Origin of the sequence: Micromonospora sp. D93, from assembly GCF_018070365.1 — a bacterium.
Taxonomy (GTDB): domain Bacteria; phylum Actinomycetota; class Actinomycetes; order Mycobacteriales; family Micromonosporaceae; genus Micromonospora; species Micromonospora ureilytica.
The window spans coordinates 1-25,430 of the sequence record NZ_JAGPXW010000039.1; the positions used below are offsets into that span (position 1 = coordinate 1).

Genomic DNA, 25,430 nt, shown 5'->3' on the forward strand with positions numbered 1-25,430 from the left:
GGCGGGGGCGGGGCGGGGTTAGGGGAGTTGTTCTTTGCGGGTCTGGTCGGCCAGGTGGGCGGGCATGGGGTCGTGGCGGACGAAGTGGCGGCGGAAGGTACCGGTGCCGGCCGTCATGGAGCGCAGCTCGACGGCGTACCGCAGCAGTTCGGTGGCCGGCACTTCGGCGCGGACGAGGGTGCGGCCCTCGGTGTCCGGGTCCGGTTCGGTGCCGAGCACCCGGCCGCGTCGGCCGGACAGGTCGCCCATCACCGTGCCCACCGAACCGTCCGGAACCCGGATGGTGACCTCGTCGATCGGCTCCAGGAGGGCCGGCTGGCCACGCTCGGCGGCGTCGCGCAGCGCCAACGCGCCGGCGGTCTGGAAGGCCGCGTCGGAGGAGTCGACGCTGTGCGACTTGCCGTCGACCACTGTCACCCGCAGGTCCACCACCGGGTGACCGGCGACCAGCCCGCGCTCCAGTTGGGCGCGGACGCCCTTCTCCACGGACGGGACGTAGTTGTGCGGCACCGCCCCGCCGACGACCCGGTCGACGAACTCGAAGCCACTGCCGCGGGGCAGCGGCTCGACCTCGATGTCGCAGACCGCGTACTGGCCGTGGCCGCCGGACTGCTTGACGTGGCGGCCGTGCCCCTTCGCGGGCACGGTCAGCGTCTCGCGCAGCGACACCTTGACCGGCTCGGTGTCCAGCTCGACGCCCCCGGCGCGCAGCCGGTCGAGCACCACGTCGGCGTGTGCCTCGCCCATGCACCAGAGCACCAGTTGGTGGGTCTCCGGGTTGCGCTCCAGCCGCAGCGTGGGGTCGCCGGCGACGAGGCGGGAGAGGTTGCGGGCCAGGGCGTCCTCGTCGGCGCGGCTACGGGCGACGATCGCCACCGGCAGCAGCGGCTCCGGCATCTCCCAGGGGGCGATCAGCAGCGGGTCGTCAGCTGTCGAGATGGTGTCGCCGGTCTCGGCGCTGCCCGATTTGGTGATCGCGCAGATGTCGCCGGCCACGCAGAGCGACACCTCACGCACTGTGGCGCCGAGCGGGGTGTAGATGTGGCCGACCCGCTCGTCGGCGTCGTGGTCGGGGTGCCCGCGTTCGGCCATGCCGTGCCCGGAGACGTGCACGGTCTGGTCGGGGCGCAACGTGCCGGAGAAGACCCGGACCAGGGAGACCCGACCGACGTGGCGGTCGACGGTGGTCTTGACGACCTCGGCGACGAGTGGCCCGGCCGGGTCGCAGCTCAGCGGTGGACGCGGCGAGCCGTCCACGCCGGTCACCGCCGGCAGCTCGTGCTCCAGTGGCGACGGGAACGCGGCGGTCAGCACCTCCAGCAGCACGTCCAGCCCGACACCGGTCTGGGCGCAGACCGGCACGACCGGGTAGAAGTGACCCCGGGCGACGGCCTTCTCCAGGTCGTCGATGAGCACCTCGTCGCTGATCTCCTCGCCGTCGAGGTAGCGGTCCATGAGGGTCTCGTCCTCGCTCTCGGCGATGATCCCCTCGATCAGCTCGTCGCGGGACTCGTCGATGGCCCGCTGGTGCTCCGGGTCGGGATCGCGCACGTCGGCGGGCAGCCCGGCGCTGTAGTCGAAGACCCGACGGGTGATCAGGCCGAGCAGACCTTCGGTGGAGACCCCGTCGTCGCCGAGCATCGGCAGGTAGAGCGGCATCACGTTGTCGCCGAAGAGGCGTTGGCAGAGCGCCACCGCCTCGTCGACGTCGGCGCGGGGCTGGTCCAGTCGGGCCACCGCGACCGCGCGGGGCATGTCGACGGCGGCGCACTCCTCCCACAGCGCGACGGTGGCAGCGTCCATGCCGCCCGCGGCGGACACCACGAAGAGCGCGGCGTCGGCGGCCCGCAGCCCGGCGCGCAGCTCGCCGACGAAGTCGGCGTACCCCGGGGTGTCCAGGAGGTTGACCTTGATGCCGTTGTGCAGCAGCGGCGCGCAGGACAGGCTGACGGAGCGCTGCTGGCGTACGGCGGCCGGGTCGTGGTCGCCGACAGTGGTGCCGTCGGCCACGGCGCCGGCGCGGCCGATCGTGCCGGTCGCCGCGAGCAGGGCCTCGACCAGTGTGGTCTTGCCCGCCCCGGAGTGCCCGACGAGCACCACGTTGCGAACGCGCTCGGGTTCGGTCACCACCGGCGTGCCGCCGGTGGAACCTTTGTCGTGACTCTTCTGCGCCATGGGGCGCACCTCCCTCAGCCGGTGGTGGTGGCGACCGCCGCGCGACGGGTAGCGGCCCGGGGCGAGTGCGCGGCGTCATCCTCCGGTGGTCTGCTGCACAGCGGGAACGGGACGGGTGGACGGGTGAGCTGGCTCACCTCCCGGCTCGATCTCACACCCGTTGCCGGGTAGGCACAAGCCTCTCCCGGGCGGGTCGGCGGTACCGTCCGTATCGCCGGAGCTGGGCGGACCGTTATCGTGGGGACCGCCATGGCGAAGATCTTCCAAGTGTCGGCCCGCGCGGGGATGACCCGCGTCGTCGAGCCGATTGCCCGCGCCCTGCTGCGCGCGGGCGTCACCCCCAATGCCGTCACCGTCGCGGGCACCGTTGGTGTGCTCGTCGGCGCGCTCGGCTTCGGTGCTCGCGGCCACCTGGTCGCGGGCGCGTTGATCGTCACCCTGTTCGCGCTCACCGACCTGCTCGACGGGACGATGGCCCGGATGAGCGGTGGCTCCACCAGGTTCGGGGCGTTCCTCGACTCAAGCATGGACCGGGTCGCCGACAGCGCCGTCTTCGGCGCGGTCGCGTACTGGCTGGCTACGCAGAGCAACTACTCCGGGGTGGCCGCCGCGTTGGTCTGCCTGGCCGCCGGCAGCCTGGTCTCCTACGTGAAGGCTCGTGCCGAAGGGCTCGGCATGACCTGCAACGTGGGCATCGCCGAGCGCACCGAGCGGCTGCTGATCGTCGGGGTCGGCGGGATCCTCACCGGCGTCGGCGTCGATCCGGCCCTGGAGATCGCGCTCTGGCTGCTCGCCGCCGTGTCGATCTTCACGGTGGGGCAGCGGATGGCGCACGTCTACCGCCAGGCCCAGCAGCTCCAGCCGGACGGCCAGGCGTGAGGGGCGTGCCGGCGACCCGTCGGAAGACCGGCGGCCGAGTCGCGTGAACCTCACCGAGCTGGGCTACGTGGCCGGGTGGCGGGTGGTCCGCGCGCTACCCCGGCCGTTGGTGGCGGCGGCGTTCCGGGCGGGCGCGGACCGCGCCCACCGCGCCGGTGGCGGGGGTACGGCCCGACTGCGCGCGAACCTGCGCCGGGTTGTGGGCCCGGAGCTGCCCGACGCCGAGTTGGACGATCTCGTCAAGCGCGGGTTGCGCTCCTACGCCAGGTACTGGATGGAGGCGTTCCGGCTGCCCGCTCTGAGCCGGTCGCAGATCCTGTCCGCTTTCCGGCTCGACGGCGCCGAGCTGCTCGCCGCCGACGTGGCCGCCGGACGGGGCGCGGTGGTGGCGCTGCCGCACGCCGGCAACTGGGATGCCGCCGGCGCCTGGGTGGCTGCCACCGGTTGGCCGATCACCACGGTCATGGAGCGGCTCAAGCCGGAGGGCGTGTACAAGCGTTTCCTGGCTTTCCGGGCGAGTCTGGGGATGGAGATCCTGCCCACCCACGGGGGGCCGCGTCCGGCGTTCGACGTGTTGCTGGACCGGCTGCGGGCCGGCGCGGTGGTGCCGTTGCTGGCCGACCGGGACCTCTCCGCCCGGGGGGTTGAGGTGGACTTCTTCGGTGGGAAGACCCGGATGCCCGCCGGGCCGGCGTTGCTCGCGCTGCACACCGGTGCGCCGCTCTACGTGGCCTCGCTGTGGTACGAACCGGACGCCGCCTGTGCGTCGCTGGCTGGTCCGTTGCCGGTGCCGGGGCCCGAGGTGGGGCCGCTGGACCAGCGGGTCCGGTCGCTGACCCAGCTGATCGCCGACCGTCTGGCGGCGGGTATCGCCCAACATCCGGAAGACTGGCACATGTTGCAGCGGATGTGGCTGGACCAGGCGAGGTCAGGGGAGGGCGCGGCGCGGTCCTCGTCGGCCCCCGGCCAGGCCTGAGGAGGTGGGCTGACGCATGCGGATCGGCATCGTGTGCCCGTACTCCTTCGACGTGCCCGGTGGGGTGCAGAACCACGTCATGGACCTCGCCGAGGCGCTGATCGCGCTGGGCCACGAGGTCAGCGTGCTCGCGCCTGCCGACGAGGATTCACCGCTGCCGGAGTACGTGGTGTCCGCCGGGCGGGCCGTTCCGCTGCCGTACAACGGTTCGGTGGCCCGGATCGCGTTCGGCCCGGTGTCGACCGCCCGGGTGCGGCGGTGGATCACCAACGGCGACTTCGACGTGCTGCACGTGCACGAGCCGCTCACGCTGAGCCTGTCCCTGCTGGCCGTGCTGTCCGCCCGTGGCCCGGTGGTGGCCACGTTCCACACCGCGATGACCCGTTCGCGGGTCCTCGCCGCCGCGCAGGGTGTGCTCCAGATCGTGTTGGAGCGGATCACGGCCCGGATCGCGGTGAGCGCGCTGGCCCGCAAGGTGCAGGTCGAGCACATGGACGGCGGCGCGGTGGAGATCCCCAACGGGGTGGCGGTGGCCAAGTTCGCCGACGCCGAGCCGTTGCCGGGCTGGCCGGGGGAGTGCGCGGCCGGCACCGGCGGCACGCTCGGCTTCCTGGGCCGGTTCACTGAGGCTCGCAAGGGCTTCCCGGTGCTGCGCGACGCGTTCGTGGCGTTGGCCGCCACCCGGCCCGGTCTGCGGTTGCTCGTCGCCGGCCCGGGTGACCCCGACGACCTGTACGACCAGTTCCCCGCCGAACTGCACGAGCGGATCACGTTCCTCGGCCTGGTCAGCGAAGCGGACAAGGCGCGGATGCTGCGCAGCGCGCACCTCTACGTCGCACCGAACACCGGCGGTGAGTCGTTCGGAATGATCCTCACCGAGGCCCTCGCGGCGGGTACGACCGTGGTCGCCAGTGACCTGGACGCCTTCCGGCGGGTCCTCGACGGTGGGCGGGCCGGTCGCCTCTTCCCCACGGGCGACCCGGTGGGGCTGCGTGACGTGCTGAGTGAGCTGCTGGACGACCCGGCCGGGCGGGCCACGCTGAGTGCCTGCGGCGATCAGGTGGTCGCGAATTTCGACTGGCCGGTGGTTGCTCGGCGCGTTCTGGAGGTATACGCAGCGGCGATCGAGGCAACCGACGGGCGGGTCATCGACCAGGAATGGGTGGGGCTGGGCTGAGCCGGTGTGACGGATGGTGCGGTGGTGACCGGCGGGACCGGTCCGGCCGTGCCCAATCGGACGAAACGGAGCAGCACTACGATGCCGCACATGTGGTGGGTGGTGGCCGGAAGCGTGGTCGTGGGGCTGGTCGCGGCGTACCTCATCTGGACCGCCGGCCGGGTCGAGCGGCTGCAGGGCCGGGCGGAGCTGGCGGCCCGGGCCCTCGACGCCCACCTGCTGCGCCGCGCGGCGGCAGCCGCGGTCCTGGCTGAGCGGCGTTTCGGGGTCGAGCTGTACGCGGCGGCCCGGATCGCCCTGGACGCCAGCCCGGACGAGCGGGAGGCGGCGGAGAACGACCTCACCCGGCAGTTGCGGAGCGTCCAGTTGGACCCGAACGATCCGAGCTGCGCTGCGGTCATCGCCGCCAGCCGTCGGCTCGCGTTGTCCCGGCAGGTGCACACCGACCTGGTCCGGGACGCCCGTTCGGCGCGCAGCCGGCCGCTGGTGCGGCTGTTGCGGATGGGGCGTGGCCGGCAGTGGCCGCGTTACTTCGACATCGACGACCCGACCCTCGTCGTCCCGGCGGACGTCCCCGCCGCCTGATCTCCGACGGTCGCCGTGGCTCCACGTCGGGCCGGTGACCACTGCCACAGTGCAGGCCACCGGGGGTCTGATTGGCTGTCGGAACGGCGTTGAACCGCGCGTAGCATTTCGCTGCCACCCCCAGAGCACGTCCAAGGAGCGATGACCCGTGCCCGAAAACACCGTCTCGAACGCCGGTACCGCCCCCGTCGTCGGCACCGCCCGCGTGAAGCGCGGCATGGCCGAGATGCTCAAGGGCGGCGTGATCATGGATGTCGTCAACGCCGAACAGGCCAAGATCGCTGAGGACGCCGGCGCCGTCGCGGTGATGGCCCTGGAGCGGGTGCCCGCCGACATCCGCGCGCAGGGCGGGGTGTCCCGGATGAGCGACCCCGACATGATCGACGGGATCATCGAGGCGGTCTCCATCCCGGTGATGGCCAAGGCCCGCATCGGTCACTTCGTGGAGGCACGGATCCTCCAGTCGCTCGGCGTGGACTACGTCGACGAGTCCGAGGTGCTGACCCCGGCCGACTACGCGAACCACATCGACAAGTGGGCGTTCACAGTGCCCTTCGTCTGTGGCGCGACGAACCTGGGCGAGGCGCTGCGCCGGATCACCGAGGGCGCGGCGATGATCCGCTCCAAGGGCGAGGCGGGCACCGGTGACGTCTCCAACGCCACCACCCACATGCGGAAGATCCGCCAGGAGATCAGCCGGCTCTCCTCCCTGCCGGCCGACGAGCTGTACGTCGCGGCCAAGGAGCTGCAGGCCCCGTACGAGCTGGTCAAGGAGGTCGCCGAGAGCGGCAAGCTGCCGGTGGTGCTGTTCACCGCGGGTGGGATCGCCACTCCGGCGGACGCGGCGATGATGATGCAACTCGGCGCGGAGGGTGTCTTCGTCGGTTCCGGCATCTTCAAGGCGGGCAACCCGGCTCAGCGGGCCGCCGCCATCGTCAAGGCCACCACCTTCCACGACGACCCGGACGTGCTGGCCAAGGTCTCCCGGGGTCTCGGCGAGGCGATGGTCGGCATCAACGTCGACGAGATCCCGCAGCCGCACCGCCTGGCCGAGCGCGGTTGGTGAGCGCGAGGAGTGAGCCGCTCTTGCGAGCCCCGCAGTCGCGAGCGAAAGAAGGGTTGGTGAGCGCGAGGAGTGAGCCGCTCTTGCGAGCCCCGCAGTCGCGAGCGAAAGAAGGGTTGGTGAGCGAAACGTGGGCGTACCCGTGATCGGTGTGCTCGCCCTTCAGGGCGACGTCCGCGAGCACGTGGCGGCGCTGGCCGCGGCGGGCGCGGACGGCCGCCCGGTCCGCCGTCCGGCGGAGCTGGCCGCGGTTGACGGCCTGGTCATCCCGGGCGGCGAATCCACCACAATCAGCAAGCTCGCCGACATCTTCGAGATGCGCGAGCCGATCGAGAAGCGGATCGCCGACGGCATGCCGGTCTACGGCTCCTGCGCCGGGATGATCATGCTGGCGACCGAGGTGCTCGACGGCCGACCCGATCAGCGGGGTTTCGCCGGCATCGACATGACCGTCCGGCGCAACGCCTTCGGCCGGCAGGTCGACTCGTTCGAGGCGCCGGTGACCGTCGCCGGTGTGCTGGGGGAGCCGTTCCACGCGGTGTTCATCCGTGCGCCGTGGGTCGAGCGGGTCGGCCCCGGTGTCGAGGTCATCGGGGTGGTGGCCGGCGGCCCGGCTGCCGACCGGATCGTGGCGGTCCGACAGGGCAACCTGGTGGCCACCTCGTTCCATCCGGAGCTCACGGGTGACCTGCGGGTGCACGCGTACTTCGTGGACCTGGTCCGCTCTGCCTGCTGAGCGACGGGCGACCGCGCCGGGCTGTCCATGATGCTCGCCGCGGTCGTGACGTCGTCCAGGGTTTTTGTCCCGTCTGCCCTGGTCCGTCGGGGCCGGGCGGTACTGCCGCGCGCGGTGCATGACAGGGACCTGGGGGACGTCGGTAGGATTGCGGAGATTCGGCAGGGCCATCTGCCCGCCACGGCTTCCACCAGAGCTGACCGGCACCTCCGCGTGCGCCGGCGGGAGCGGGGCGTGAGCGGTGCGGTCGATGCAGACGGCGGGTAGCAACGGAGGTAGAAGATGTCCGGCCACTCAAAGTGGGCGACGACCAAGCACAAGAAGGCCGTCATCGACGCCAAGCGCGGCAAGATGTTCGCCAAGCTGATCAAGAACGTCGAGGTGGCCGCACGGATCGGCGGCGGCGACCCCACCGGCAATCCGACGCTCTTCGACGCCATCCAGAAGGCGAAGAAGAGTTCGGTGCCGAACGACAACATCGACCGCGCCGTCAAGCGTGGCTCCGGCCTGGAGGCCGGCGGTGCCGACTGGCAGACGATCATGTATGAGGGGTACGGGCCGAGCGGCGTGGCCATGCTCATCGAGTGCCTCACCGACAACCGCAACCGGGCGGCGACCGAGGTGCGCACCGCGTTGACCCGCAACGGCGGCTCGCTCGCCGACGCCGGCTCGGTGTCGTACATGTTCTCCCGCAAGGGCGTGGTGATCGTCTCGAAGGAGGGCACCAGCGAGGACGACGTGATGCTGGCCGTCCTGGACGCGGGCGCCGAAGAGGTCAACGACATCGGCGAGGCGTACGAGGTGGTCTCCGAGCCGACCGACCTGATCCCGGTGCGGACGGCGTTGCAGGACGCCGGCATCGAGTACGAGTCGGCCGAGTCGTCCCTGATCCCCAGCGTCAACGTGCCGCTGGACGAAGAGGGCGCGCGCAAGATCTTCAAGCTGATCGACGTCCTGGAGGACTGCGACGACGTCCAGAACGTCTACGCGAACTTCGACGTCAGCGACGACGTGATGGCAGCCGTAGACGCCTGACCCCACCCCCACTCCGCCGCGATCTTGCACTTTCTGACCCGACATACCGGGTCGCTCGCGGCATATCGTCAACAGAAAGTGCAAGATCGCGGTGAGGGTTGGAGGGCTTGGTGGGGGAGCGGTTTTCGACTGGTGACGCCGTGGTGCGGCGTGAGGTGCTACGGGGTGAGGTCTGGTTCGGCTGCCCGACGATCTGCGTCGAGGATTCGCCTGACCTGCTCGCCCTCTACCTCCCACCGGGGGCCGAGTTCGGCTTCCCGGAGACCGGCGTCTTCCCGTGCGGGCGGCACCCGTGGGAGGCGGCGGGGCAACGCTCCTGGTCCGGGCACGGCAAGCTGATGCTGCAACGCCCCGGTGAGGCGCACTCGATCGACGTGTTCTGGACCGGGCCGGGGCGCGACTTCGCCGGCTGGTACTTCAACCTCCAGGACCCGGTGCGGCGGACGCCGATCGGCGTGGACACCCTGGATCACGAGCTGGATCTGTGGTGGGCCGCGGACGCCGATCGGTACGTCTGGAAGGACGTGGAGATGTTCGCCCAGCGCCTCGTCGAGGGGCGCTACCCGGGTATGGGGGACGCCATCCAGGCCGAGGGCGACCGGATCGCCGCCCTGCTCGACGGGGGTGAGCGCTGGTGGGACCCGGCGTGGGCCGCCTGGCGGCCCGACCCCGCCTGGACGGTGCCCCCGCTGCCCGCCGGCTGGGACCGGGTGCCGCCCGCGCGCTGAGCAGCACGCGGCGGGCGCCGGCGTCCGATCAGGACACCGACGCCCGCGCGGGCGAACCGTCGTGCTCAGCCGATGGTCTCCCGCTCCCGCCAGGCGGTGCGCAGCGAGGTCCGACCGTTGGTGCGCAGGAGCGACCCCTCGTACACCCGGGCGCCGGCGACGAGGAACGCGCCGGCGGCGAGCACGAGGATGACCAGCGAGACGATCGGTTCCCACCCGGCCGCGTCACCGGTGAACAGCCGCAGCGGCATGGCCGTGGGCGACGAGAACGGCAGGTAGGAGAGCACCCGCATCGCTGTGGCGTTGTCGTTCAGGAAGATCACCGCGAAGAACGGCAGCATGACGGCGAGCTGCACCGGCGTCGACACGGCGGCGATGTCCTCCTGCCGGTTGGCCAGCGCGCCGGCCGCCGCCCACATGGCGGCGAGCAGCACGAAGCCGATCAGGAAGAACGGCACGAACCAGCCGATCGCCGGGGCGAGCAGGCTGAGCAGACCTCCGCTGTCGCCGATCTGCAGCCCGAGCACCGCCACCACCGCGATCAGGGCGATCTGCGCGAACGCCAGGATCGCCCCGGCCACCACCTTCCCGGCCAGCAGGGCCCGGACCGGCACGGCGGCGACCAGGATCTCCACGATGCGGGTCTGCTTCTCCTCGATGACGCTCTGCGCGATCTGCACACCGAACGTCTGCGAGGTGAGGAAGAAGACGAACGCGAAGACGAACGGCACCAGGAACGCCACCACCGGGTCGACCGCGTCCGGGTCGAGCAGACGGACGGTCGGCTGGGTGCTCAGGGCCTTCACCACGTCGTCCGGGGCGTCGTCCATGGCCAGGACGGCCGGTCCGGTGACCACCGCCGCGTCCACGTCGTCGTCGCGGACGGCCTGCTCGGCGGCCCGGTCGTCGGGGACGACCCGGACCTCCAGCCCGGCGGCGCGCAGCGGCGCGGCCAAGCTCTCGGTCACCGCCACTGTGGACGGCCCGCCGGAGAACAGCGGCGGCAGGATGGTGCCCGCCGCGGCGATCAACAGGAAGAACAGCGTGCCGAACAGGAAGGTGCGGTCGCGGAGCTTGACCCGGATCTCGCGTTCGGCGACCAGCCGGGTGGCCTGGGTGACGTTCACTGGGTGACCTCTCGGAAGATCTCGGTGAGCGAGGGGCTGACCGGGCGGAAGGCGCGGACCGGACCACGCGCGAGGGCCGCCCGCAACACGGGCTGTTCGTCGGTGCCGGCCGGCAGGTCGAAGACCACACGGGCGCCGTCCAGCTCGACAACTGTCACCCCGGGGTGGTCGCGTACCCAGCCGGCGTCGTGTTCCACGACAAGCTCGAAGCGGGGCACGGTGTACGAGTCGCGCAGCTGCTGCCGGCTGCCGGCGGCCCGGATCACCCCGTCCCCAATGATCACCAGGTCGTCGCAGAGGCGCTCCACGACGTCGAGCTGGTGACTGGAGAAGAGCACCGGCGCGCCGGCCGTGGCCCGTTCCCGCAGCACGGCCACGACGGTCTCCACGGCCAGCGGGTCGAGGCCGGAGAACGGTTCGTCGAGCACCAGCACCTCGGGATCGTGCACCAGCGCGGCGGCGATCTGGGCGCGCTGCTGGTTGCCCAGCGACAGCGTCTCCAGCAGGTCGTCGCCGCGCTCACCGAGCCCGACCCGGTCCAGCAGCGCGTCGGTGGAACGCCGTGCCGCTGCGCCGTCCAACCCGTGCAGCCGGCCCAGGTAGGTCACCTGCTCGCGGGTGGTCATCTTGGGGTAGAGGCCCCGCTCCTCCGGCATGTAGCCGAAGCGCCGACGGTCCTGCCGGGTCAGCGTCGTGCCGCCCCAGCTCACCTCGCCGGCGTCGGGGGCGAGGACACCCAGGATGATGCGCATGGTGGTGGTCTTGCCGGCGCCGTTGGCGCCCACGAAACCGGTCATCCGACCGGCGGCCACCTCGAAGGACACGTTCCTGAGCACCTGACGGTCGCCGAAGCTGCGGTCGACGCCGTCGAGGCGAAGCGTTCTGGTCACGCACCCACGCTAGATCGCGTACGCCGCCGCGCCGTCCGCCCGACGGGTGAGCGGGCTGGTCCACCTCGCGGCGGACGCCTGTCACCCACCGGGCCGGACCACCCCGTTCTCGTACGCGAACACCACGGCCTGCACCCGGTCGCGCAGGCCGAGTTTGGCCAGTACGCGACTCACGTGCGTCTTCACCGTCGCCTCCCCCAGGTGGATGGTCGCGGCGATCTCCGCGTTGCTCGACCCGGCGGCGAGCAGCATCAGCACCTCCCGTTCGCGCGGGGTCAGTTCGGCCAGCGCGGCATCGGCGTCCGGGCCTCGGTGAGCGGTGCCCGTCGGGTCGCCGGGTCGGGCGAAGGTGGAGATCACCCGGCGGGTGATCTCCGGGGCGAGCAGACCGTCGCCCCTGGCCAGCACCCGGATCGCCTCGATCAGCTCCTCCGGCGTGCCGTTCTTGAGCAGGAAGCCGCTGGCCCCGGCACGCAGCGCGGCGAACAGGTAGTCGTCGCGGTCGAAGGTCGTGAGGATCAGCACCGCGGGCGCCCCGGGGCCGTCGGCGACGATCTGCCGGGTGGCCTCCAGGCCGTCCATCCCGGGCATCTCCACATCCATGAGTACGACGTCGGGGGCCGTGGCTCGGGTCATGGTGACGGCTCGTTCGCCGTCGGCGGCCTCACCGACCACCTCGATGTCGTCCTCCACCTCGAGGATGACCCGGAAGCCGGTACGGACCAGGTGCTGGTCGTCGGCGAGCAGCACCCGGACCGGCTGGCCCGCGTCTGGTGCGGCGCTCATGCCGCAGGCTCCGCGCCAGCTGCCGCCTGCTGCCTGTCGCTCGGCTCCCGCTGCGGGCTCACAGTGTTGGCTTCCGGCACCGCGAGGGGGAAGCGGGCGCGTACCCGCCAGCCGCCGCCGGCCCGCGGCCCGACCTCCAGGTCGCCGTCGTGGGCGGTGACCCGTTCGCGCATCCCGATCAGGCCCAACCCGACGATGTCGGCCCGGCCACCGCCCCGCCCGTCGTCGGTCACGTCGACCTCCACCTCCCGGGCCAGGTACCGGACCCGCACGTCCAGCAGGGCCGCGTCGGCGTGCTTCAGGGTGTTCGTCACCGCCTCCTGCGTCACCCGGTAGGCCGTCTGGGAGACCGAGTCGGGCAACGCGACCGGGTCGCCGTACACCCCGAGGGTGGCCGTCAGCCCGGCGGCCCGAGCCCGCGCGACCAGCTCGTCGATCCGTTCGACGCCGCCGGCCACCGGCGGCGCGGCGTCGGTGCCGGCGGAGGTCCGCAGCACGCCGAGCATCCGACGCAGCTCGTCGACGGCCGTGCGGGCGCTCTGCTCGATGGCGGCCAGCGCCGTGCGGGCCTTGCCCGGGTCGCGGTCGAACACCCGGCGGCAGGCGGATGCCTGCACGCCCATCACCGACACGTGGTGGGCGACCACGTCGTGCAGCTCCCGGGCGATCCGGACCCGTTCGCCGAGCACCGCCCGTTCCCGGGCCTCGGCCTGCGACCGGCGCAGGTCCTCGGCCTGGGCGCGCAGCTCGTGCTCGCGGCGCGCGGCCACCCAGGCGGTCTCGCCGAAGAAGTACGCGAAGCCGAAGACCAGCACGTTGAGCAGCACGCCGTTGACCATCGCGGCGAGCACCGGCGGCACCGGCCCGACCGCGTCGGCGAAGGCGGTCGCGGGAATGTGATCGATCATCACCGTGTAGTAGACCCCCAGCCAGGCGAACATCGTGGCGATCACGCCGATCCGCAGCCGGCGGGACAGCTGACGGTCCCGCCCCCAGGCGCCGACCGTGTAGAGGGCGCAGAACAGGGCCCAGGAGGAGAACTGGGTCTCCGGGGCCGAGCGCGCCTGTGCGGCGATGAACGCCACAGCGACGACCAGCAGGGTCGCGGTCGGCCAGCGGCGCCGCCAGATCAGCGGCAGGGTCACCGCGACGGTCCAGAGCAGCTGCTCCGGCCCGGACGGCGGTGGGCCCAGCAGGAACGCCCCGGTGCTGCGGGCCAGGGTCAGACTCACCAACGCCAGCCCGGTCATCCCCAGGCCGATCCAGAGGTCGTTTCGGCGCTGCTCCGCCGTTGGACCCGGACGACGCCAAACCTGTCGCGGTGCCACTGTCATCCGGGAACGATGCCACGCCGCCCGCCCGGCCCGCCGACCGGGCACGCCGGTTCCCGCGCGGTCGCGTCGACGGGCGGCGGCCCGGCGCGGGGTACGCGCCGGGCCGCCTACTCTGGTGTCGCTCATGCGGTCGTCTGCTGGCGGGCCTTCCGGGCTGTGTCGACCAGGTCCCAGACCACGACCGCGGCCGCGCCGACCGCGATGGCCAGGCCGAGGGAGTCCCGGTTGCCTGCCTCCGCCACCCAGCTCAGGCGCTCGCCCAGGGCCGGGTTGAGCAGTCGGTCGGAGAGCGCCAGCCATGCCAGCGGCACCGAGAAGGCCAGGTTGAGCAGCGCCTTCATGCCGAACAGAGCCCAGGTCCAGCGGTCGATCCGGTACTTGACGATCTCGAAGATCACGCTGAGCGCCAGCACCACGATCAGTGCCGGCAGCCAGAACGACCACAGAGCCGGGTCGAGGATCGGGATGTTCTCGCCGTCGGTGCCGCGCACCCAGGAGTGGTAGTGCTGGAACGGCAGGTACGCGATGGTCAGCACCAGCATGATCACGGATGCGATGGTGTCGGCGAGGGGGATGCCTCGTCGCACCGGCGCGTCGGGCAGCTGGTCGACGGTCCACTCCGGCACGTCCACGGCCGTCTGGGTGCGCTCGATGATGGCGAAGGTCAGGGTGAGCCAGAAGGTGATCTGCACGGCCACCTGCATGGCCGCGACGATGCCCGGCCCGATGGCCCCGAAACCCTTTCCTTCGGCCGCCTCGACCACTGTGACGATCGTGCCGACGAGCGCCGGGATGAAGCTGAGCAGCAGCTTCAGCAGTCGCAGCCAGAGCAGGTAGTAGGTCGGGCCGATGAGCTGCAGCCGGCGGTCGGCGTACCGGGCGGCCAGCACGTCGGGGTTGCCCAGCTCGGTGAGCACCTCCCGCTCGGCGGTGGCGGTGTCCTGCCCTCCATCGGTCCGACCCTCGATCATGTCGTCGATGGAGGCCCGCAGCTCGGTGGCGATCTCGTCCCGGCGCGGTGTGGGCACCGAGCGCAGGGTGGCGGCGAGGTAGCGGTCGGTCAGGGTGTTCATCGGTCCACTCCTTGGATCAGCCCGGTGACGGAGGTCTGCACGGCGGCGAGGTCGTCGAGGAGCCGGCTCAGCATCGACTCGCCCTCGTCGCTGGTCCGGTAGAACTTGCGCGGTCGGCTCTCCGCGGTGTTCCACTCGCTGGTCAGCAGCCCCTGGTCCTCCAGGCGGCGCAGCAGCGGGTAGAGCGTGTTGGCGTCGACCGGGAAGCCGTGGTCGGTGAGCCGTTGCAGTAGTGCGTAGCCGTAGTCCGGTCGGCGCAGCGCGACCAGGCTGGCCACCACGACGGTGCCTCGACGCAACTCCTGTAGGTGCGTCCGTAGAACGTCCTCGCTAACCATGTGTCACACCATACTGTGTGGCACACAGTGTTGTCTACAGCGACATCATCGTGTCCGCCCAACCTCCGTTCGGGCCGACACGACGTAGGGGGCGCCCGGTCGACACCGGACGCCCCGTACCTGGGAAAAGTCAGCAGGCCGCGCCGTGGCGGAAGTTCCGCTCGACGAAGCTGGCCGGGCCGACCTGGAAGTAGCCCACCCCGGGCCGGATCGGGTGCCCGGTGAACAGCTCCACCCGCGACCCGACCCGGACCAGGTACGCCTCGGCGTCCCCCGCGTCGTTGCGGATCAACGAGCCCCGCCGGCCGTAGATCGCCTCCAACTCGTCGAAGGACATGCCGACAGTGGCGCCGGCGGGAGAGCGCGGTGGCGCGGTGGCCGTACCGACCTCCACCAGTCGCCCGTCGCGGAAGGCCAGCAGCAGCACGCCCGCCCAGGAACCGGTCACGCCGGTGTGCACCACCCCGTCGCAACCCGGCGCGGTCCAGCCGACGTGCCCGTTCCTGGTGAGCGCCGCCAGGCTGGCGCCGATGCGGTACACGCCGGCGCCACGAACGCTGAGCACTTCCGGGTGGCTGTGCCCGACAGCGACGGCGAGCGGACCGGACGCCGAGGCGTACGCGGCGCCGCTGGCCGGCGACGCCGCCGCCGGACCGGCGACGGCCGCCGGGACGAGGGTGCCGAGCGCCAACGCGGCGGTGGTGAGGAGGATCGCGGGACGGTTCATGGTGGCTCCTTCGGTGATGGGTCTCCTGCCCTCTTAGTCACCGCGCCAGGGCCAACGGTTCGTCGGGATTCCGACCGGCCCGGTCTACTGTGCAGAGAAACGCCGGCCGGGGGTGACGCCGTGACGGCTCCACTGCGGATCGGGCCCTACGCCGTCGAGCGACTGCTGGGCGTCGGTTCGTTCGCGATGGTCTGGCTGGGCTACGACCGGGCGCTCGACGCGCACGTGGCGATCAAGGTGCTGGCCGAGAACTGGAGCCACGACCTACGGGTCCGGGAACGCTTCCTCGACGAGGCCCGGTTGCTGCGCCGGTTGGAGCACGAGCGACTGATCCGGGTGCACGCCGTCGGTGAGCTGCCCGACGGCCGGCCGTACGCGGTCCTGGCCTGGGCGGACGGCGGCAGCCTGCGCGACCGGTTGGCCGCTGACGAGATCCCCGCGGCGGCGGCGCTGCGACTGCTCGGTGAGGTCTGCGCCGGGGTCGCCGTGCTGCACCGGCACGGCGTCGTGCACCGCGATCTCACCCCGGGCAACATCCTGTTCCGCTCCGCCGGACCCGACGGCGCCGAACAGGTGCTGATCGCCGACCTCGGCCTCGCCAAGGCGCTCGCCGCCGCCTCCGGGCTGACCGCCCGCGCCGGTACCCCCGGTTACATGGCCCCCGAGCAGGACGATCCGGGCGCGGTGGTCGACACCCGCGCCGACGTGTACGGGCTCGGCCGCCTCGGCATCCGGTTGCTGGCGGCCGACCCGTCGGGCGCGAGCCCGGCCAGACCCGAGCCGCCTCGGCGCGCCCCGGAGATCCGACTCCGCGACGGCGTGCCTCCGGCGGTCGCGGCGGTGCTCGCCCAGGCCACCGCCCACCGCCCGGCGGACCGCTACCCCGACGCCGCCGCCCTGCGAACCGCGCTGACCCGCGCGAGCGGCCCGGGGCCCGTCGCGCTGACCGGCGGGAGCGACCCGGCGGGACGACCAGTCGGGGCGACGCGCGGGGGCGGCCGGGTGGGGCGACAGCCGGCACCCTGGCCGGGGGCCCGCCGTCCGTACCGGTTGCGGCTGGCCGGGGCCGCGGTCCTGGCCGTCGCCGTGGTAGGCGCGGTGGGCGCCGAATCGGGGGGCGCCGGGTCGGCTCGGCCGGTCGGCGGCACGTACACGACCGGGCCGCTGACCGTGTCGTTGCCGCCCGGCTGGTCCGCCACGGGTGCCACCTGGGCCGGTCAGTACGGCGCCGACGGCGAATCCGAACCGGCGCTGGTGATGTCGCCGCAACCCCGCCGCTGGGCCGCCGACCCCCGACTGCCCGGCGCGTTCGTGGGCCTCTCCGCCAGCACGGCGGCACGCGCCACGCCGGCCGGGTTCCTGGCCGAGCGCACGCACGGCGACTGCACGCCCGCGCCGGCCCGTGCCACCCGGCAGGCCGGCGTCGAGTGGACAGTGGTGGCGTACCGCTGCGACCGGGGTCGGCCGCGGATCGTCGAGTCGGCCGCCCTGCACCCCGGCCGACCCGCCCTGGTGTACGTGCAGATCGCCCCGCCGGCGGACAGCGGGCCCGACTTCGTGGACGCCCTGCTCGCCGGCGTACGCCTGCGGTAGGTGCGGCCGAACCCGCCCTAGCGGACCACCACGGTGATGGTGTGCTCCCGGCCCTCCTTGGGGATCGTGACGTCGACGGTGCCGGGGCGGACGAAGCGGATGTCCACCACCCCGGCCTCGTACTGCTGGGAGACCAACTCCGGGCGGTCCACGGTGACCAGGCCGGGCCCGATGCCCTGGATCCGGAGCACCGCGCCGGTGGCGAAGCAGAGCGATTTCAGCAGCTCGATCTCGGTCTCGGCGAGCGGGAGGTCGTAGCGGACCGCGCCCTGGCAGGCAGGTGTCGCGTCGGTCGGCGGGGGAGTCGTTCGGGGCGTACCCCTGGTTCTGGTGGGTGCGGGTGGTGCCGCGACCGGGCGCGCGCTGGTCGGCGGCGGTCGGGACGGCGACCAAGTGGGCGTGGGGATCGCGGAGATCGAGGAGGCCGCGGGAACTGTCGGCGTCGAACGGGTCGGGCCGGGCGGTTGGACGGGCAGTGGCGAGACGGCGTCGGCGCCGCAGGCGGCCACCCCCAGGGCGGTCGCGAGGACGACGACGAGCCGGCGGAACGACGCCAGGCTCATTCGGCGCCGAGCCGTTGCCGGACCTGCCGGCGGGCCAGGTGCAACCGGGACTTCACAGTGCCCAGCGGCACGTCGAGCAGAACGGCGATCTCGGGGTAGCTCAGCCCGAGGACGTCGCGCAGGGCGACCACCTCGGCGAGGTCGGGGTGGACCGAGTCGAAGGCGTCGAGCAGGTCGAGGCGGGTGCCCGCGACGACGCTGGTCCGTCGGGGGTCGGCCTGGTCGGGCACCGGCACGCCGCCGGCCTCCAGCCGGCAGCGGCGGCGCAGGGTGCGGTACGTGGAGCGGGCCCGGTTGGCGGTCAGCCGGTGCAGCCAGGTGCGGAACGAGGAGCGCCCCTCGAACCGGGTGATGCCGGCGGCCAGCGCCAGCAACGTGTCCTGGCAGGCTTCCTCGGCGTCCTCCCGACTGGGCAGGAATCGGGCGCACAGCCGCAGCACCTCCGGGCGCACCGCGACCAGCAGGGCGTTCAGCGCGGCCGGGTCGCCGTGCGCGGCGGACCGGGCCAGGGCGTCGATGTCGTCCGCGTCGGGCATGCCGGGTGTCCAATGCTCGCCGGTGCCGATCCCTGAGCGTACGACCGGCGTCGCCGCTGCGGCCCCGTTCGGTCCGGCACCCGACCCGCTACTCGAACCGGGACACGTCCCCGGCGCCCCGGCGCAGGATCTCCGGCTCGGGCCCGGACAGGTCGATCACGGTCGTCGGCTCCTTGCCGCAGTCGCCGGCGTCGAGCACCGCGTCGAGCTGGTGGTCGAGCCGTTCCTTGATCTCCCAGCCCTGGGTCATCGGCTCCTCGTCGCCGCGCAGGACCAGCGTGCTGGACACCAGCGGCTCGGCCAGCTCGGCCAGCAGCGCCTGGGTGACCGTGTGCCGGGGTACCCGAACGCCGACGGTCCGCTTCTTCGGGTGCAGCATCCGGCGGGGCACCTCCTTGGTGGCCGGCAGGATGAAGGTGTAGCTGCCCGGGGTGGACGCCTTGACCAGACGGAAGACCGAGTTGCTGATCTGGACGAACTGGCCGAGCTGCGCGAAGTCCCGGCAGACGAGCGTGAAGTGGTGCCGGTCGTCGAGGTGGCGGATCTGCCGGATCCGGTCCAGCCCGTCCTGGTTGCCCAGCTGGATGCCGAGCGCGTAGCAGGAGTCCGTCGGGTAGGCGACCAGCCCACCACTGCGGATCAGGTCGGCGACCTGGCCGATGATCCGGGGCTGGGGGTTCTCCGGGTGCACGTCGTAGTACCTCGCCATCCTCCGAGCCTAGGCCCACGCGGGGGCGATCAGGAGACGAGGGCCACCCTCGGCGCGGACGGTGGAGCCGCCGAGATCACCTCGGTAGGGTAGGTCCCGGTCGGCTCCGACCAACAAGATCCACACCGCCGGGGGGCGCCACGCATGGCTGATTCGTTCGCGCATCTGCACGTGCACACCGAGTATTCGATGCTCGACGGAGCGGCCCGACTGAAGGACCTGTTCGCCGAGGCCAAGCGGCTGGGCATGCCCGCTGTGGCGATCACCGACCACGGCAACATGCACGGCGCGAACGACTTCTACAACCAGGCGATGGCCGCCGGGATCACCCCGATCCTGGGCGTCGAGGCGTACGTGGCACCGGAGTCGCGCTATCACAAGGCGCGGGTCAAGTGGGGGCGCCCGGAACAGAAGAGCGACGACATCTCCGGTAACGGCGCGATCACCCACAAGACCATGTGGGCGAAGAACGCGCAGGGGCTGAAGAACCTCTTCACCCTCAACTCGCGCGCCTCCATGGAGGGGCACTACGTCAAGTGGCCCCGGATGGACATGGAGCTGATCGCCGAGCACGCCGAGGGGATCATGGCCACCACCGGCTGCCCGTCCGGCGCGGTGCAGACCCGGCTGCGGCTGGGCCAGTTCGACGAGGCCCTCAAGGTCGCCGCCAGCTACCAGGACATCTTCGGCAAGGACAACTACTTCCTGGAGATCATGGATCACGGCCTCTCCATCGAGAGCCGGGTCCGCGAGGGGCTCACCGAGATCGCCCGCAAGCTGGACATCCCCCCGGTCGTCACGAACGACTCGCACTACACCCACGAGGCGCAGGCCACCGCCCACGACGTGCTGCTCTGCGTGCAGACCGGCAGCAACATCGACGACCCCAACCGGTTCCGGTTCGAGGGCGGCGGCTACTTCGTCAAGAGCGCCGACCAGATGCGCGCTGTGGACTCGTCCGAGCTGTGGCAGGAGGGCTGCCGCAACACCCTGCTGGTCGCCGAGAAGGTCGACCCGACCGGGATGTTCGAGTTCCACAACCTGATGCCGCGCTTCCCGGTGCCCGAGGGTGAGACCGAGGAGTCCTGGTTCCGTAAGGAGACCTTCGCCGGCCTGGGCCGCCGCTACCCGAACGGCATCCCGGAGGGGCACGTCGTCCAGGCGGAGTACGAGCTGGGCGTCATCAACCAGATGGGCTTCCCGTCCTACTTCCTGGTGGTCGCCGACTTCATCCAGTGGGCGAAGAACCAGGGCATCGCTGTGGGTCCGGGCCGTGGCTCGGCCGCCGGCTCGCTCGTCGCGTACGCGCTGGGCATCACCGACCTGGACCCGATCCAGCACGGGCTGATCTTCGAGCGGTTCCTCAACCCCGAGCGGGTCTCGATGCCGGATGTCGACATCGACTTCGACGAGCGTCGGCGCGGCGAGGTGATCAAGTACGTCACGGACAAGTGGGGCGAGGACAAGGTCGCCCAGATCGCCACCTTCGGCACGATCAAGGCGAAGGCCGCGATCAAGGACTCGGCCCGGGTCCTCGGTTTCCCCTACGCGGTCGGTGACCGGATCACCAAGGCGATGCCGCCGGCGGTGATGGGCAAGGACATCCCGCTCACCGGCATCTTCGACAACAAGCACCCCCGCTACGCCGAGGCCGGCGAGATCCGTGGCCTGTACGACTCCGACCCCGACGTCCGCAAGGTGATCGACACGGCCAAGGGCATCGAGGGGCTGATCCGGCAGACAGGTGTGCACGCCGCCGGCGTCATCATGTCCGCCGAGCCGATCATCGAGCACATCCCGTTGACGCGCCGCGACGCCGACGGGGCGATCATCACGCAGTTCGACTACCCGACCTGCGAGTCGCTCGGGCTGCTGAAGATGGACTTCCTCGGCCTGCGCAACCTGACGATCATCGACGACGCGGTCAAGAACATCGAGCTGAACCACGGCCGGAAGCTCGACCTGCTGGGCCTGCCGCTCGACGACAAGGCCGCGTACGAGCTGCTGGCCCGCGGTGACACCCTGGGCGTGTTCCAGCTCGACGGTGGGCCGATGCGGTCGCTGCTGCGGTTGATGAAGCCGGACAACTTCGAGGACATCTCCGCCGTCCTGGCGCTCTACCGGCCCGGCCCGATGGGCGTCGACTCGCACACCAACTACGCGCTGCGCAAGAACAAGCTCCAGGAGATCACGCCGATCCACAGGGAGCTGGAGGAGCCGCTGCGGGAGATTCTGGAGCCCACCCACGGCCTGATCGTCTACCAGGAGCAGGTGCAGCGCGCCGCGCAGATCCTCGCCGGCTACACCCTCGGTCAGGCGGACCTGCTGCGCCGGGCCATGGGTAAGAAGAAGAAGGAGATCCTCGACAAGGAGTTCATCCCGTTCCGGGACGGCTGCCGCGAGCGCGGCTACTCCGACGAGGCGATCCAGGCGGTGTGGGACGTCCTGGTGCCGTTCGCCGGGTACGCGTTCAACAAGGCGCACTCCGCCGCGTACGGCCTGGTCTCCTACTGGACCGCGTACCTGAAGGCGCACTATCCGGCCGAGTACATGGCCGGGTTGTTGACGTCCGTCGGTGACGACAAGGACAAGATGGCGCTCTACCTGGCCGAGTGTCGCCGGATGCGCATCCAGGTGCTGCCACCGGACGTGAACACCTCGGCCGGGCCGTTCACCCCGGTCGGCAAGGACATCCGCTTCGGCCTGGCCGCCGTGCGCAACGTCGGGGCGAACGTGGTCGCCTCGATCATGCGTTGCCGGGAGGAGAAGGGCGAGTACGGCGACTTCTACGACTTCCTGTCCAAGGTGGACGCGGTGGTCTGCAACAAGAAGACAATCGAATCGCTGATCAAGGCGGGCGCGTTCGACTCCCTCGACCACCCCCGCAAGGGGCTGCTGGCGGTGCACGCCGACGCCATCGACGCGTACGCCGACGTGAAGCGCAAGGAGGCCGTCGGCCAGTACGACCTGTTCGGCGCCGGCTTCGGCGACGCCGACACCGGCAGCACCACTGTGATGCCCACCATCGGCGACAGCGAGTGGGACAAGCGCGACAAGCTGGCCTTCGAGCGGGAGATGCTCGGCCTGTACGTCTCCGACCACCCGCTGTTCGGCCTGGAGCACATTCTCAACGCGGCAGCCGACACCACAATCGCCTCCCTGGCCGAGGAGGGCGCGGTGCCCGACGGCGCAGTCGTCACCCTCGCCGGCATCCTGTCCGGGGTGCAGCGCCGGGTCACCAAGCAGGGCCGGGCCTGGGCGTCGGCCACCCTGGAGGACCTGGCCGGTGGGGTGGAGACGCTGTTCTTCCCCAACACCTACGAGGTGATCGGGCAGTACATCGCCGAGGACGCCATCGTGGTGGTCAAGGGTCGGGTGGACCGTCGCGACGACACCCCTCGGATCATGGCGATGGACATGTCCATGCCGGACGTCAGCACCAGCGCCACCAACAAGCCGGTCACCCTCACCATCCCGGTGCACAGGTGCACACCACCGCTCGTGGAGAAGCTCAAGGAAACCCTGGTGCTGCACCCCGGCGACACCGAGGTGCACGTCAAACTGCAGAACGGCGGGCGCACCACCACCCTGCGGCTGGGTCCGTTCCGGGTGGCGGCGACGACAGCGCTGATGGGTGACCTGAAGAGCGTCCTCGGCCCGGCCAACGTGAGCTGAGCGGGCCGCGGTCCAGCCGGCGCGCGCCGGCCGGACCGCCGGCCTCAGCCCCGGTCGGGGGCGCTGATCTCCCGCAGGTGGCCGTCGGCCAGCCGCAACCAGCGCTGCACGCCGATCTCGGCGAGGAACCGCTCGTCGTGGCTGACCACCACGAACGCCCCCTGGTACGCCGACAGCGCGCTCTCCAACTGGCCGACGCTGACCAGGTCCAGGTTGTTCGTCGGCTCGTCGAGCAGCAGGAGTTGCGGCGCCGGTTCGGCGCAGAGCACACAGGCGAGGGTCGCGCGCAGCCGCTCGCCACCCGACAGCACCCCGACCGGCAGGTTGACCCGGGCGCCCCGGAACAGGAACCGGGCGAGCAGGTTCATCCGCTTGGCGTCCGGCAGGTTCGGTGCGTACGCGGCGAAGTTCTCCGCCACAGTGCGGTCGAGGTCCAGCAGGTCCAGCCGCTGCGACAGGTACGCGATCCGCCCGTCGGCCCGCCGGATCTCGCCGCCGGCCGGGTCCAGATCACCGTTGACCAGGCGCAACAGGGTCGACTTGCCGACGCCGTTCGCCCCGGTGAGCGCGATCCGTTCCGGCCCGCGGATCACCAGGTCCGCGCCGTCGCCGCCGAACAGGGCCCGGTCGTCGAAGCGGGCCCGCATCCCCTGGCCGGAGAAGACCGTGCGCCCGCCCGGGACGCTGGTGTCCGGCAGGTCGACGGTGATCCGGTCCTCGTCGCGTACCGCCCGCCCCGCCTCGTCGAGTCGGGCCTTCGCCTGCCCGAGCCGGCCGGCGTGCGTGTCCTGCGCCTTGCCCGCCGACTCCTGCGCGCTGCGCTTCAGCCCGCCGGCCACGATCCGGGCCAGGCCGGCGTTCTTCAGGTTCTTGGAGGCGTTGCTGGCCCGCCGGTCGGCGCGCTCCCGGGCCTGCTGCATCTCCCGCTTCTCCCGCTTGACCTCCTGCTCGGCGTTGCGCAGGTTGCTCTCGGCCACCTCCCGCGCCGCCTGCACCGCCTCGGTGTACGCGGTGAAGTTGCCCCCGTACCAGCGGATCTCACCCTGGTCCATCTCGGCGATGCGGTCCATCCGGTCCAGCAGCTCCCGGTCGTGGCTGACCAGCAGCAGGCACCCGGACCAGTCGGTGAGGACGTCGTAGAGCTGGTGCCGGGCCTCCACGTCCAGGTTGTTCGTCGGCTCGTCGAGCAGCAGCACGTCCGGACGGCGCAGCAGTTGCGCAGCCAGGCCGAGGGAGACCACCTGACCGCCGCTGAGGGTGTGCAGCCGCCGGTCGAGCGACAACTCACCCAGGCCGAGCCGGTCCAACTCCGAGCGGGTGCGCTCCTCGATGTCCCAGTCGTCGCCGATCGTGGCGAAGTGTTCCTCACTGGCGTCGCCGGCCTCGATGGCGTGCAGCGCCGAAATCCGCTCGGCCACGCCCAGCACCTGCGCCACGCTCAGGTCACCGGCCAGTGGCAGCGTCTGCGGAAGGTAGCCGAGCACACCGTCGACGGTGACGCCGCCGTCGCTGGGCCGCAACTCCCCGGCGATCAGCCGCAGCAGGGTGCTCTTGCCGGCGCCGTTGGGCGCGACCAGGCCGGTGCGGCCGCCAGGCACGGTGAAGGACAGCTCCGAGAAGACCGGTGTGTCGTCCGGCCAGGAGAAGGACAGGTTCGAGCAGACAATGAACGCATCAGACATGCGAGTGACCTCAAAGGGTGGGGTGGGCGCGCCTCAGCCGCCCGACGACAACGGGAACCGGTGGAACGACGACATGGCCTCGGCGGCTGCGCCTACGCGCGCCGAACCGATGGCCGAACACATCCGGTCTCACCCGGAGATGTCGTCGTCACCCACCATGTCTGGTCTCCCTGGTCGTGCCACTAACCCAACCCGCCGAGTCTAACAACGGATCTCCACCCCGCCACCGCAATAGGGCGCAGCGCTCCGCGTATAGCTCAGGCTATAGTTGTTCCATGTCTCATGAGCCGCCACGTCGCTGGGCGATCAAGACGACAACGGATGTCCGCGACTGGTTGCGATCCCTGCGGGAGGCCGACCCCGCGACGTACCGGTCCGTCAACGTAGCGATCGACATGCTTGCGGATAGCGGTCCGGGCCTGGGGCGTCCACTGGTTGACACCCTCAGGGGTTCGACCATCAGCAATCTCAAAGAACTCCGACCGAGATCCGGAAGGGACGTCGCCGTTCGGGTGTTGTTCGTCTTCGATCCCTGGTCCCAGGCCGTGCTGCTGGTAGCCGGAAACAAGGCGGGCGATTGGAATCGATGGTACGACAAGGCGATTCCAGTGGCCGAGATTGCGTATGAGGGCTGGCTTGCCTTCGAGAGGAAACGGAGGGAGGGCTGATGAGCGACTTCCATGACTGGAACGACATTCGGGCTGAGCTGCACGACGGGGACGATGAAGCGCTCGACGTAGAACGTGCCCGTACCGAGGCGTGGATCAGCGCCTTCCACCTTGCCGAAGAGCGGAAGCGCCTGGGCCTGACCCAGCGACAGGTGGCCGAGCTGATGGGTGTCACGCCCGGCCGGGTCAGCCAGATCGAGAACGGTGATCTGGAAGCCAACGAGGTCGCGACGCTGAGCCGATATGCACGAGCGCTCGGTGCCCGCATGCGGATCATCTTCGACTACGGCGACGACCTCCGTCAGATCGCCTGACGTACTCGGCGTGGTGGCCGCCCCGCCCCTTTGCCTTCGTCGATCTTGCATTTGCTGTTGT

24 protein-coding genes are annotated in these 25,430 nt (G+C 71.3%); 12 read left to right on the forward strand and 12 right to left on the reverse strand.

Features of this window, described 5'->3' with window-relative positions; genetic code table 11:
- Positions 1-18: 18 nt before the first annotated feature.
- Positions 19-2,175: an elongation factor G-like protein EF-G2 gene (locus tag KBX71_RS30155; RefSeq protein ID WP_210821151.1), complete on the reverse strand. Its 2,157-nt coding sequence runs from the start codon at positions 2,173-2,175 to the stop codon at positions 19-21.
- A 249-nt stretch (positions 2,176-2,424) separates the two neighbouring features.
- Here KBX71_RS30155 and pgsA point away from each other — a divergent pair, with 249 nt between their 5' ends.
- The 8 genes from pgsA (at position 2,425) to KBX71_RS30195 (ending at position 9,354) form a co-directional block, all read left to right on the forward strand.
- Positions 2,425-3,054: a phosphatidylinositol phosphate synthase gene (gene pgsA / locus KBX71_RS30160; RefSeq protein WP_210821152.1), complete on the forward strand. Its 630-nt coding sequence runs from the start codon at positions 2,425-2,427 to the stop codon at positions 3,052-3,054.
- Positions 3,055-3,097: 43 nt separating this feature from the next.
- Positions 3,098-4,030 carry a phosphatidylinositol mannoside acyltransferase gene (locus tag KBX71_RS30165; protein ID WP_210821153.1) on the forward strand — a complete coding sequence of 311 codons (933 nt, stop codon included), beginning with the start codon at positions 3,098-3,100 and terminating at the stop codon, positions 4,028-4,030.
- A gap of 16 nt (positions 4,031-4,046) precedes the next feature.
- Entirely contained in the window at positions 4,047-5,207 is a 1,161-nt protein-coding gene (locus KBX71_RS30170) for a glycosyltransferase family 4 protein (RefSeq protein WP_210821154.1), read from the forward strand.
- A gap of 81 nt (positions 5,208-5,288) precedes the next feature.
- Positions 5,289-5,792, forward strand: a complete 504-nt coding sequence (locus tag KBX71_RS30175; RefSeq protein ID WP_124823307.1) for a hypothetical protein — start codon at positions 5,289-5,291, stop codon at positions 5,790-5,792.
- A 148-nt stretch (positions 5,793-5,940) separates the two neighbouring features.
- Entirely contained in the window at positions 5,941-6,858 is a 918-nt protein-coding gene (gene pdxS, locus KBX71_RS30180) for a pyridoxal 5'-phosphate synthase lyase subunit PdxS (RefSeq protein WP_210821155.1), read from the forward strand.
- A 127-nt stretch (positions 6,859-6,985) separates the two neighbouring features.
- Positions 6,986-7,591, forward strand: coding sequence for a pyridoxal 5'-phosphate synthase glutaminase subunit PdxT (gene pdxT, locus KBX71_RS30185; RefSeq protein ID WP_210821156.1), 606 nt, complete (start codon positions 6,986-6,988; stop codon positions 7,589-7,591).
- 282 nt (positions 7,592-7,873) lie between these two features.
- A complete protein-coding gene (locus KBX71_RS30190; RefSeq protein ID WP_210821157.1) occupies positions 7,874-8,626 on the forward strand; it encodes a YebC/PmpR family DNA-binding transcriptional regulator in 753 nt (250 codons plus the stop codon).
- 110 nt (positions 8,627-8,736) lie between these two features.
- Positions 8,737-9,354 carry a DUF402 domain-containing protein gene (locus KBX71_RS30195; RefSeq protein ID WP_307847391.1) on the forward strand — a complete coding sequence of 206 codons (618 nt, stop codon included), beginning with the start codon at positions 8,737-8,739 and terminating at the stop codon, positions 9,352-9,354.
- A 65-nt stretch (positions 9,355-9,419) separates the two neighbouring features.
- Here KBX71_RS30195 and KBX71_RS30200 read toward each other — a convergent pair whose 3' ends face one another.
- The 7 genes from KBX71_RS30200 to KBX71_RS30230 form a co-directional block, all read right to left on the reverse strand.
- Complete coding sequence (locus tag KBX71_RS30200; RefSeq protein ID WP_210821159.1) at positions 9,420-10,481, reverse strand: ABC transporter permease; 1,062 nt, start codon at positions 10,479-10,481, stop codon at positions 9,420-9,422.
- The gene (locus tag KBX71_RS30205; protein ID WP_210821160.1) at positions 10,478-11,371 is read right to left on the reverse strand and encodes an ABC transporter ATP-binding protein; all 894 of its coding nucleotides are present in this window, start codon (positions 11,369-11,371) and stop codon (positions 10,478-10,480) included. Before KBX71_RS30205 ends, KBX71_RS30200 begins: the two co-directional genes overlap by 4 nt.
- A gap of 81 nt (positions 11,372-11,452) precedes the next feature.
- Positions 11,453-12,157 carry a response regulator transcription factor gene (locus tag KBX71_RS30210; RefSeq protein WP_124822290.1) on the reverse strand — a complete coding sequence of 235 codons (705 nt, stop codon included), beginning with the start codon at positions 12,155-12,157 and terminating at the stop codon, positions 11,453-11,455.
- A complete protein-coding gene (locus KBX71_RS30215; RefSeq protein ID WP_210821197.1) occupies positions 12,154-13,491 on the reverse strand; it encodes a sensor histidine kinase in 1,338 nt (445 codons plus the stop codon). Before KBX71_RS30215 ends, KBX71_RS30210 begins: the two co-directional genes overlap by 4 nt.
- 122 nt (positions 13,492-13,613) lie before the next feature.
- A complete protein-coding gene (locus KBX71_RS30220; RefSeq protein WP_210821161.1) occupies positions 13,614-14,564 on the reverse strand; it encodes a permease prefix domain 1-containing protein in 951 nt (316 codons plus the stop codon).
- On the reverse strand, positions 14,561-14,902 hold the full coding sequence (locus KBX71_RS30225) for a PadR family transcriptional regulator (protein WP_124822287.1): 342 nt from the start codon (positions 14,900-14,902) through the stop codon (positions 14,561-14,563). The genes KBX71_RS30220 and KBX71_RS30225 overlap by 4 nt, the downstream gene beginning before the upstream one ends.
- Positions 14,903-15,032: 130 nt before the next feature.
- Positions 15,033-15,629: a hypothetical protein gene (locus tag KBX71_RS30230; RefSeq protein ID WP_210821162.1), complete on the reverse strand. Its 597-nt coding sequence runs from the start codon at positions 15,627-15,629 to the stop codon at positions 15,033-15,035.
- A 120-nt stretch (positions 15,630-15,749) separates the two neighbouring features.
- On the opposite strand from KBX71_RS30230, the gene KBX71_RS30235 reads away from it, so the two are divergent.
- The gene (locus tag KBX71_RS30235) at positions 15,750-17,222 is read left to right on the forward strand and encodes a serine/threonine-protein kinase (RefSeq protein WP_210821163.1); all 1,473 of its coding nucleotides are present in this window, start codon (positions 15,750-15,752) and stop codon (positions 17,220-17,222) included.
- Positions 17,223-17,239: 17 nt separating this feature from the next.
- Here KBX71_RS30235 and KBX71_RS30240 read toward each other — a convergent pair whose 3' ends face one another.
- From KBX71_RS30240 to KBX71_RS30250, 3 genes are all read right to left on the reverse strand, one after another.
- On the reverse strand, positions 17,240-17,785 hold the full coding sequence (locus tag KBX71_RS30240; protein ID WP_210821164.1) for a hypothetical protein: 546 nt from the start codon (positions 17,783-17,785) through the stop codon (positions 17,240-17,242).
- A complete protein-coding gene (locus KBX71_RS30245) occupies positions 17,782-18,321 on the reverse strand; it encodes an RNA polymerase sigma factor (protein WP_210821165.1) in 540 nt (179 codons plus the stop codon). Before KBX71_RS30245 ends, KBX71_RS30240 begins: the two co-directional genes overlap by 4 nt.
- An 88-nt stretch (positions 18,322-18,409) precedes the next feature.
- A complete protein-coding gene (locus tag KBX71_RS30250; protein ID WP_210821166.1) occupies positions 18,410-19,030 on the reverse strand; it encodes an L-threonylcarbamoyladenylate synthase in 621 nt (206 codons plus the stop codon).
- 144 nt (positions 19,031-19,174) lie between these two features.
- On the opposite strand from KBX71_RS30250, the gene dnaE reads away from it, so the two are divergent.
- Positions 19,175-22,705, forward strand: a complete 3,531-nt coding sequence (dnaE, locus tag KBX71_RS30255) for a DNA polymerase III subunit alpha (protein ID WP_210821167.1) — start codon at positions 19,175-19,177, stop codon at positions 22,703-22,705.
- A 44-nt stretch (positions 22,706-22,749) separates the two neighbouring features.
- Here dnaE and abc-f read toward each other — a convergent pair whose 3' ends face one another.
- A complete protein-coding gene (gene abc-f, locus KBX71_RS30260) occupies positions 22,750-24,387 on the reverse strand; it encodes a ribosomal protection-like ABC-F family protein (protein WP_210821168.1) in 1,638 nt (545 codons plus the stop codon).
- Between the two features lie 275 nt (positions 24,388-24,662).
- On the opposite strand from abc-f, the gene KBX71_RS30265 reads away from it, so the two are divergent.
- Both KBX71_RS30265 and KBX71_RS30270 read left to right on the forward strand, forming a co-directional pair.
- Positions 24,663-25,055: a type II toxin-antitoxin system RelE/ParE family toxin gene (locus KBX71_RS30265; RefSeq protein WP_210821169.1), complete on the forward strand. Its 393-nt coding sequence runs from the start codon at positions 24,663-24,665 to the stop codon at positions 25,053-25,055.
- On the forward strand, positions 25,055-25,369 hold the full coding sequence (locus KBX71_RS30270; protein ID WP_196922256.1) for a transcriptional regulator: 315 nt from the start codon (positions 25,055-25,057) through the stop codon (positions 25,367-25,369). The genes KBX71_RS30265 and KBX71_RS30270 overlap by 1 nt, the downstream gene beginning before the upstream one ends.
- Positions 25,370-25,430: the final 61 nt, after the last annotated feature.

Bases quoted from the DNA above. Each gene is read 5' to 3' on its own strand.
- KBX71_RS30155 (WP_210821151.1), bottom strand. From the start codon at position 2,175: ATGGCGCAGAAGAGTCACGACAAAGGTTCCACCGGCGGCACGCCGGTG.
- pgsA (WP_210821152.1), top strand. From the start codon at position 2,425: ATGGCGAAGATCTTCCAAGTGTCGGCCCGCGCGGGGATGACCCGCGTC.
- KBX71_RS30170 (WP_210821154.1), top strand. From the start codon at position 4,047: ATGCGGATCGGCATCGTGTGCCCGTACTCCTTCGACGTGCCCGGTGGG.
- KBX71_RS30175 (WP_124823307.1), top strand. From the start codon at position 5,289: ATGCCGCACATGTGGTGGGTGGTGGCCGGAAGCGTGGTCGTGGGGCTG.
- KBX71_RS30190 (WP_210821157.1), top strand. From the start codon at position 7,874: ATGTCCGGCCACTCAAAGTGGGCGACGACCAAGCACAAGAAGGCCGTC.
- KBX71_RS30210 (WP_124822290.1), bottom strand. From the start codon at position 12,157: ATGAGCGCCGCACCAGACGCGGGCCAGCCGGTCCGGGTGCTGCTCGCC.
- KBX71_RS30215 (WP_210821197.1), bottom strand. From the start codon at position 13,491: ATGACAGTGGCACCGCGACAGGTTTGGCGTCGTCCGGGTCCAACGGCG.
- KBX71_RS30220 (WP_210821161.1), bottom strand. From the start codon at position 14,564: ATGAACACCCTGACCGACCGCTACCTCGCCGCCACCCTGCGCTCGGTG.
- KBX71_RS30225 (WP_124822287.1), bottom strand. From the start codon at position 14,902: ATGGTTAGCGAGGACGTTCTACGGACGCACCTACAGGAGTTGCGTCGA.
- KBX71_RS30230 (WP_210821162.1), bottom strand. From the start codon at position 15,629: ATGAACCGTCCCGCGATCCTCCTCACCACCGCCGCGTTGGCGCTCGGC.
- KBX71_RS30240 (WP_210821164.1), bottom strand. From the start codon at position 17,785: ATGAGCCTGGCGTCGTTCCGCCGGCTCGTCGTCGTCCTCGCGACCGCC.
- KBX71_RS30245 (WP_210821165.1), bottom strand. From the start codon at position 18,321: ATGCCCGACGCGGACGACATCGACGCCCTGGCCCGGTCCGCCGCGCAC.
- KBX71_RS30250 (WP_210821166.1), bottom strand. From the start codon at position 19,030: ATGGCGAGGTACTACGACGTGCACCCGGAGAACCCCCAGCCCCGGATC.
- dnaE (WP_210821167.1), top strand. From the start codon at position 19,175: ATGGCTGATTCGTTCGCGCATCTGCACGTGCACACCGAGTATTCGATG.
- abc-f (WP_210821168.1), bottom strand. From the start codon at position 24,387: ATGTCTGATGCGTTCATTGTCTGCTCGAACCTGTCCTTCTCCTGGCCG.
- KBX71_RS30265 (WP_210821169.1), top strand. From the start codon at position 24,663: ATGTCTCATGAGCCGCCACGTCGCTGGGCGATCAAGACGACAACGGAT.
- KBX71_RS30270 (WP_196922256.1), top strand. From the start codon at position 25,055: ATGAGCGACTTCCATGACTGGAACGACATTCGGGCTGAGCTGCACGAC.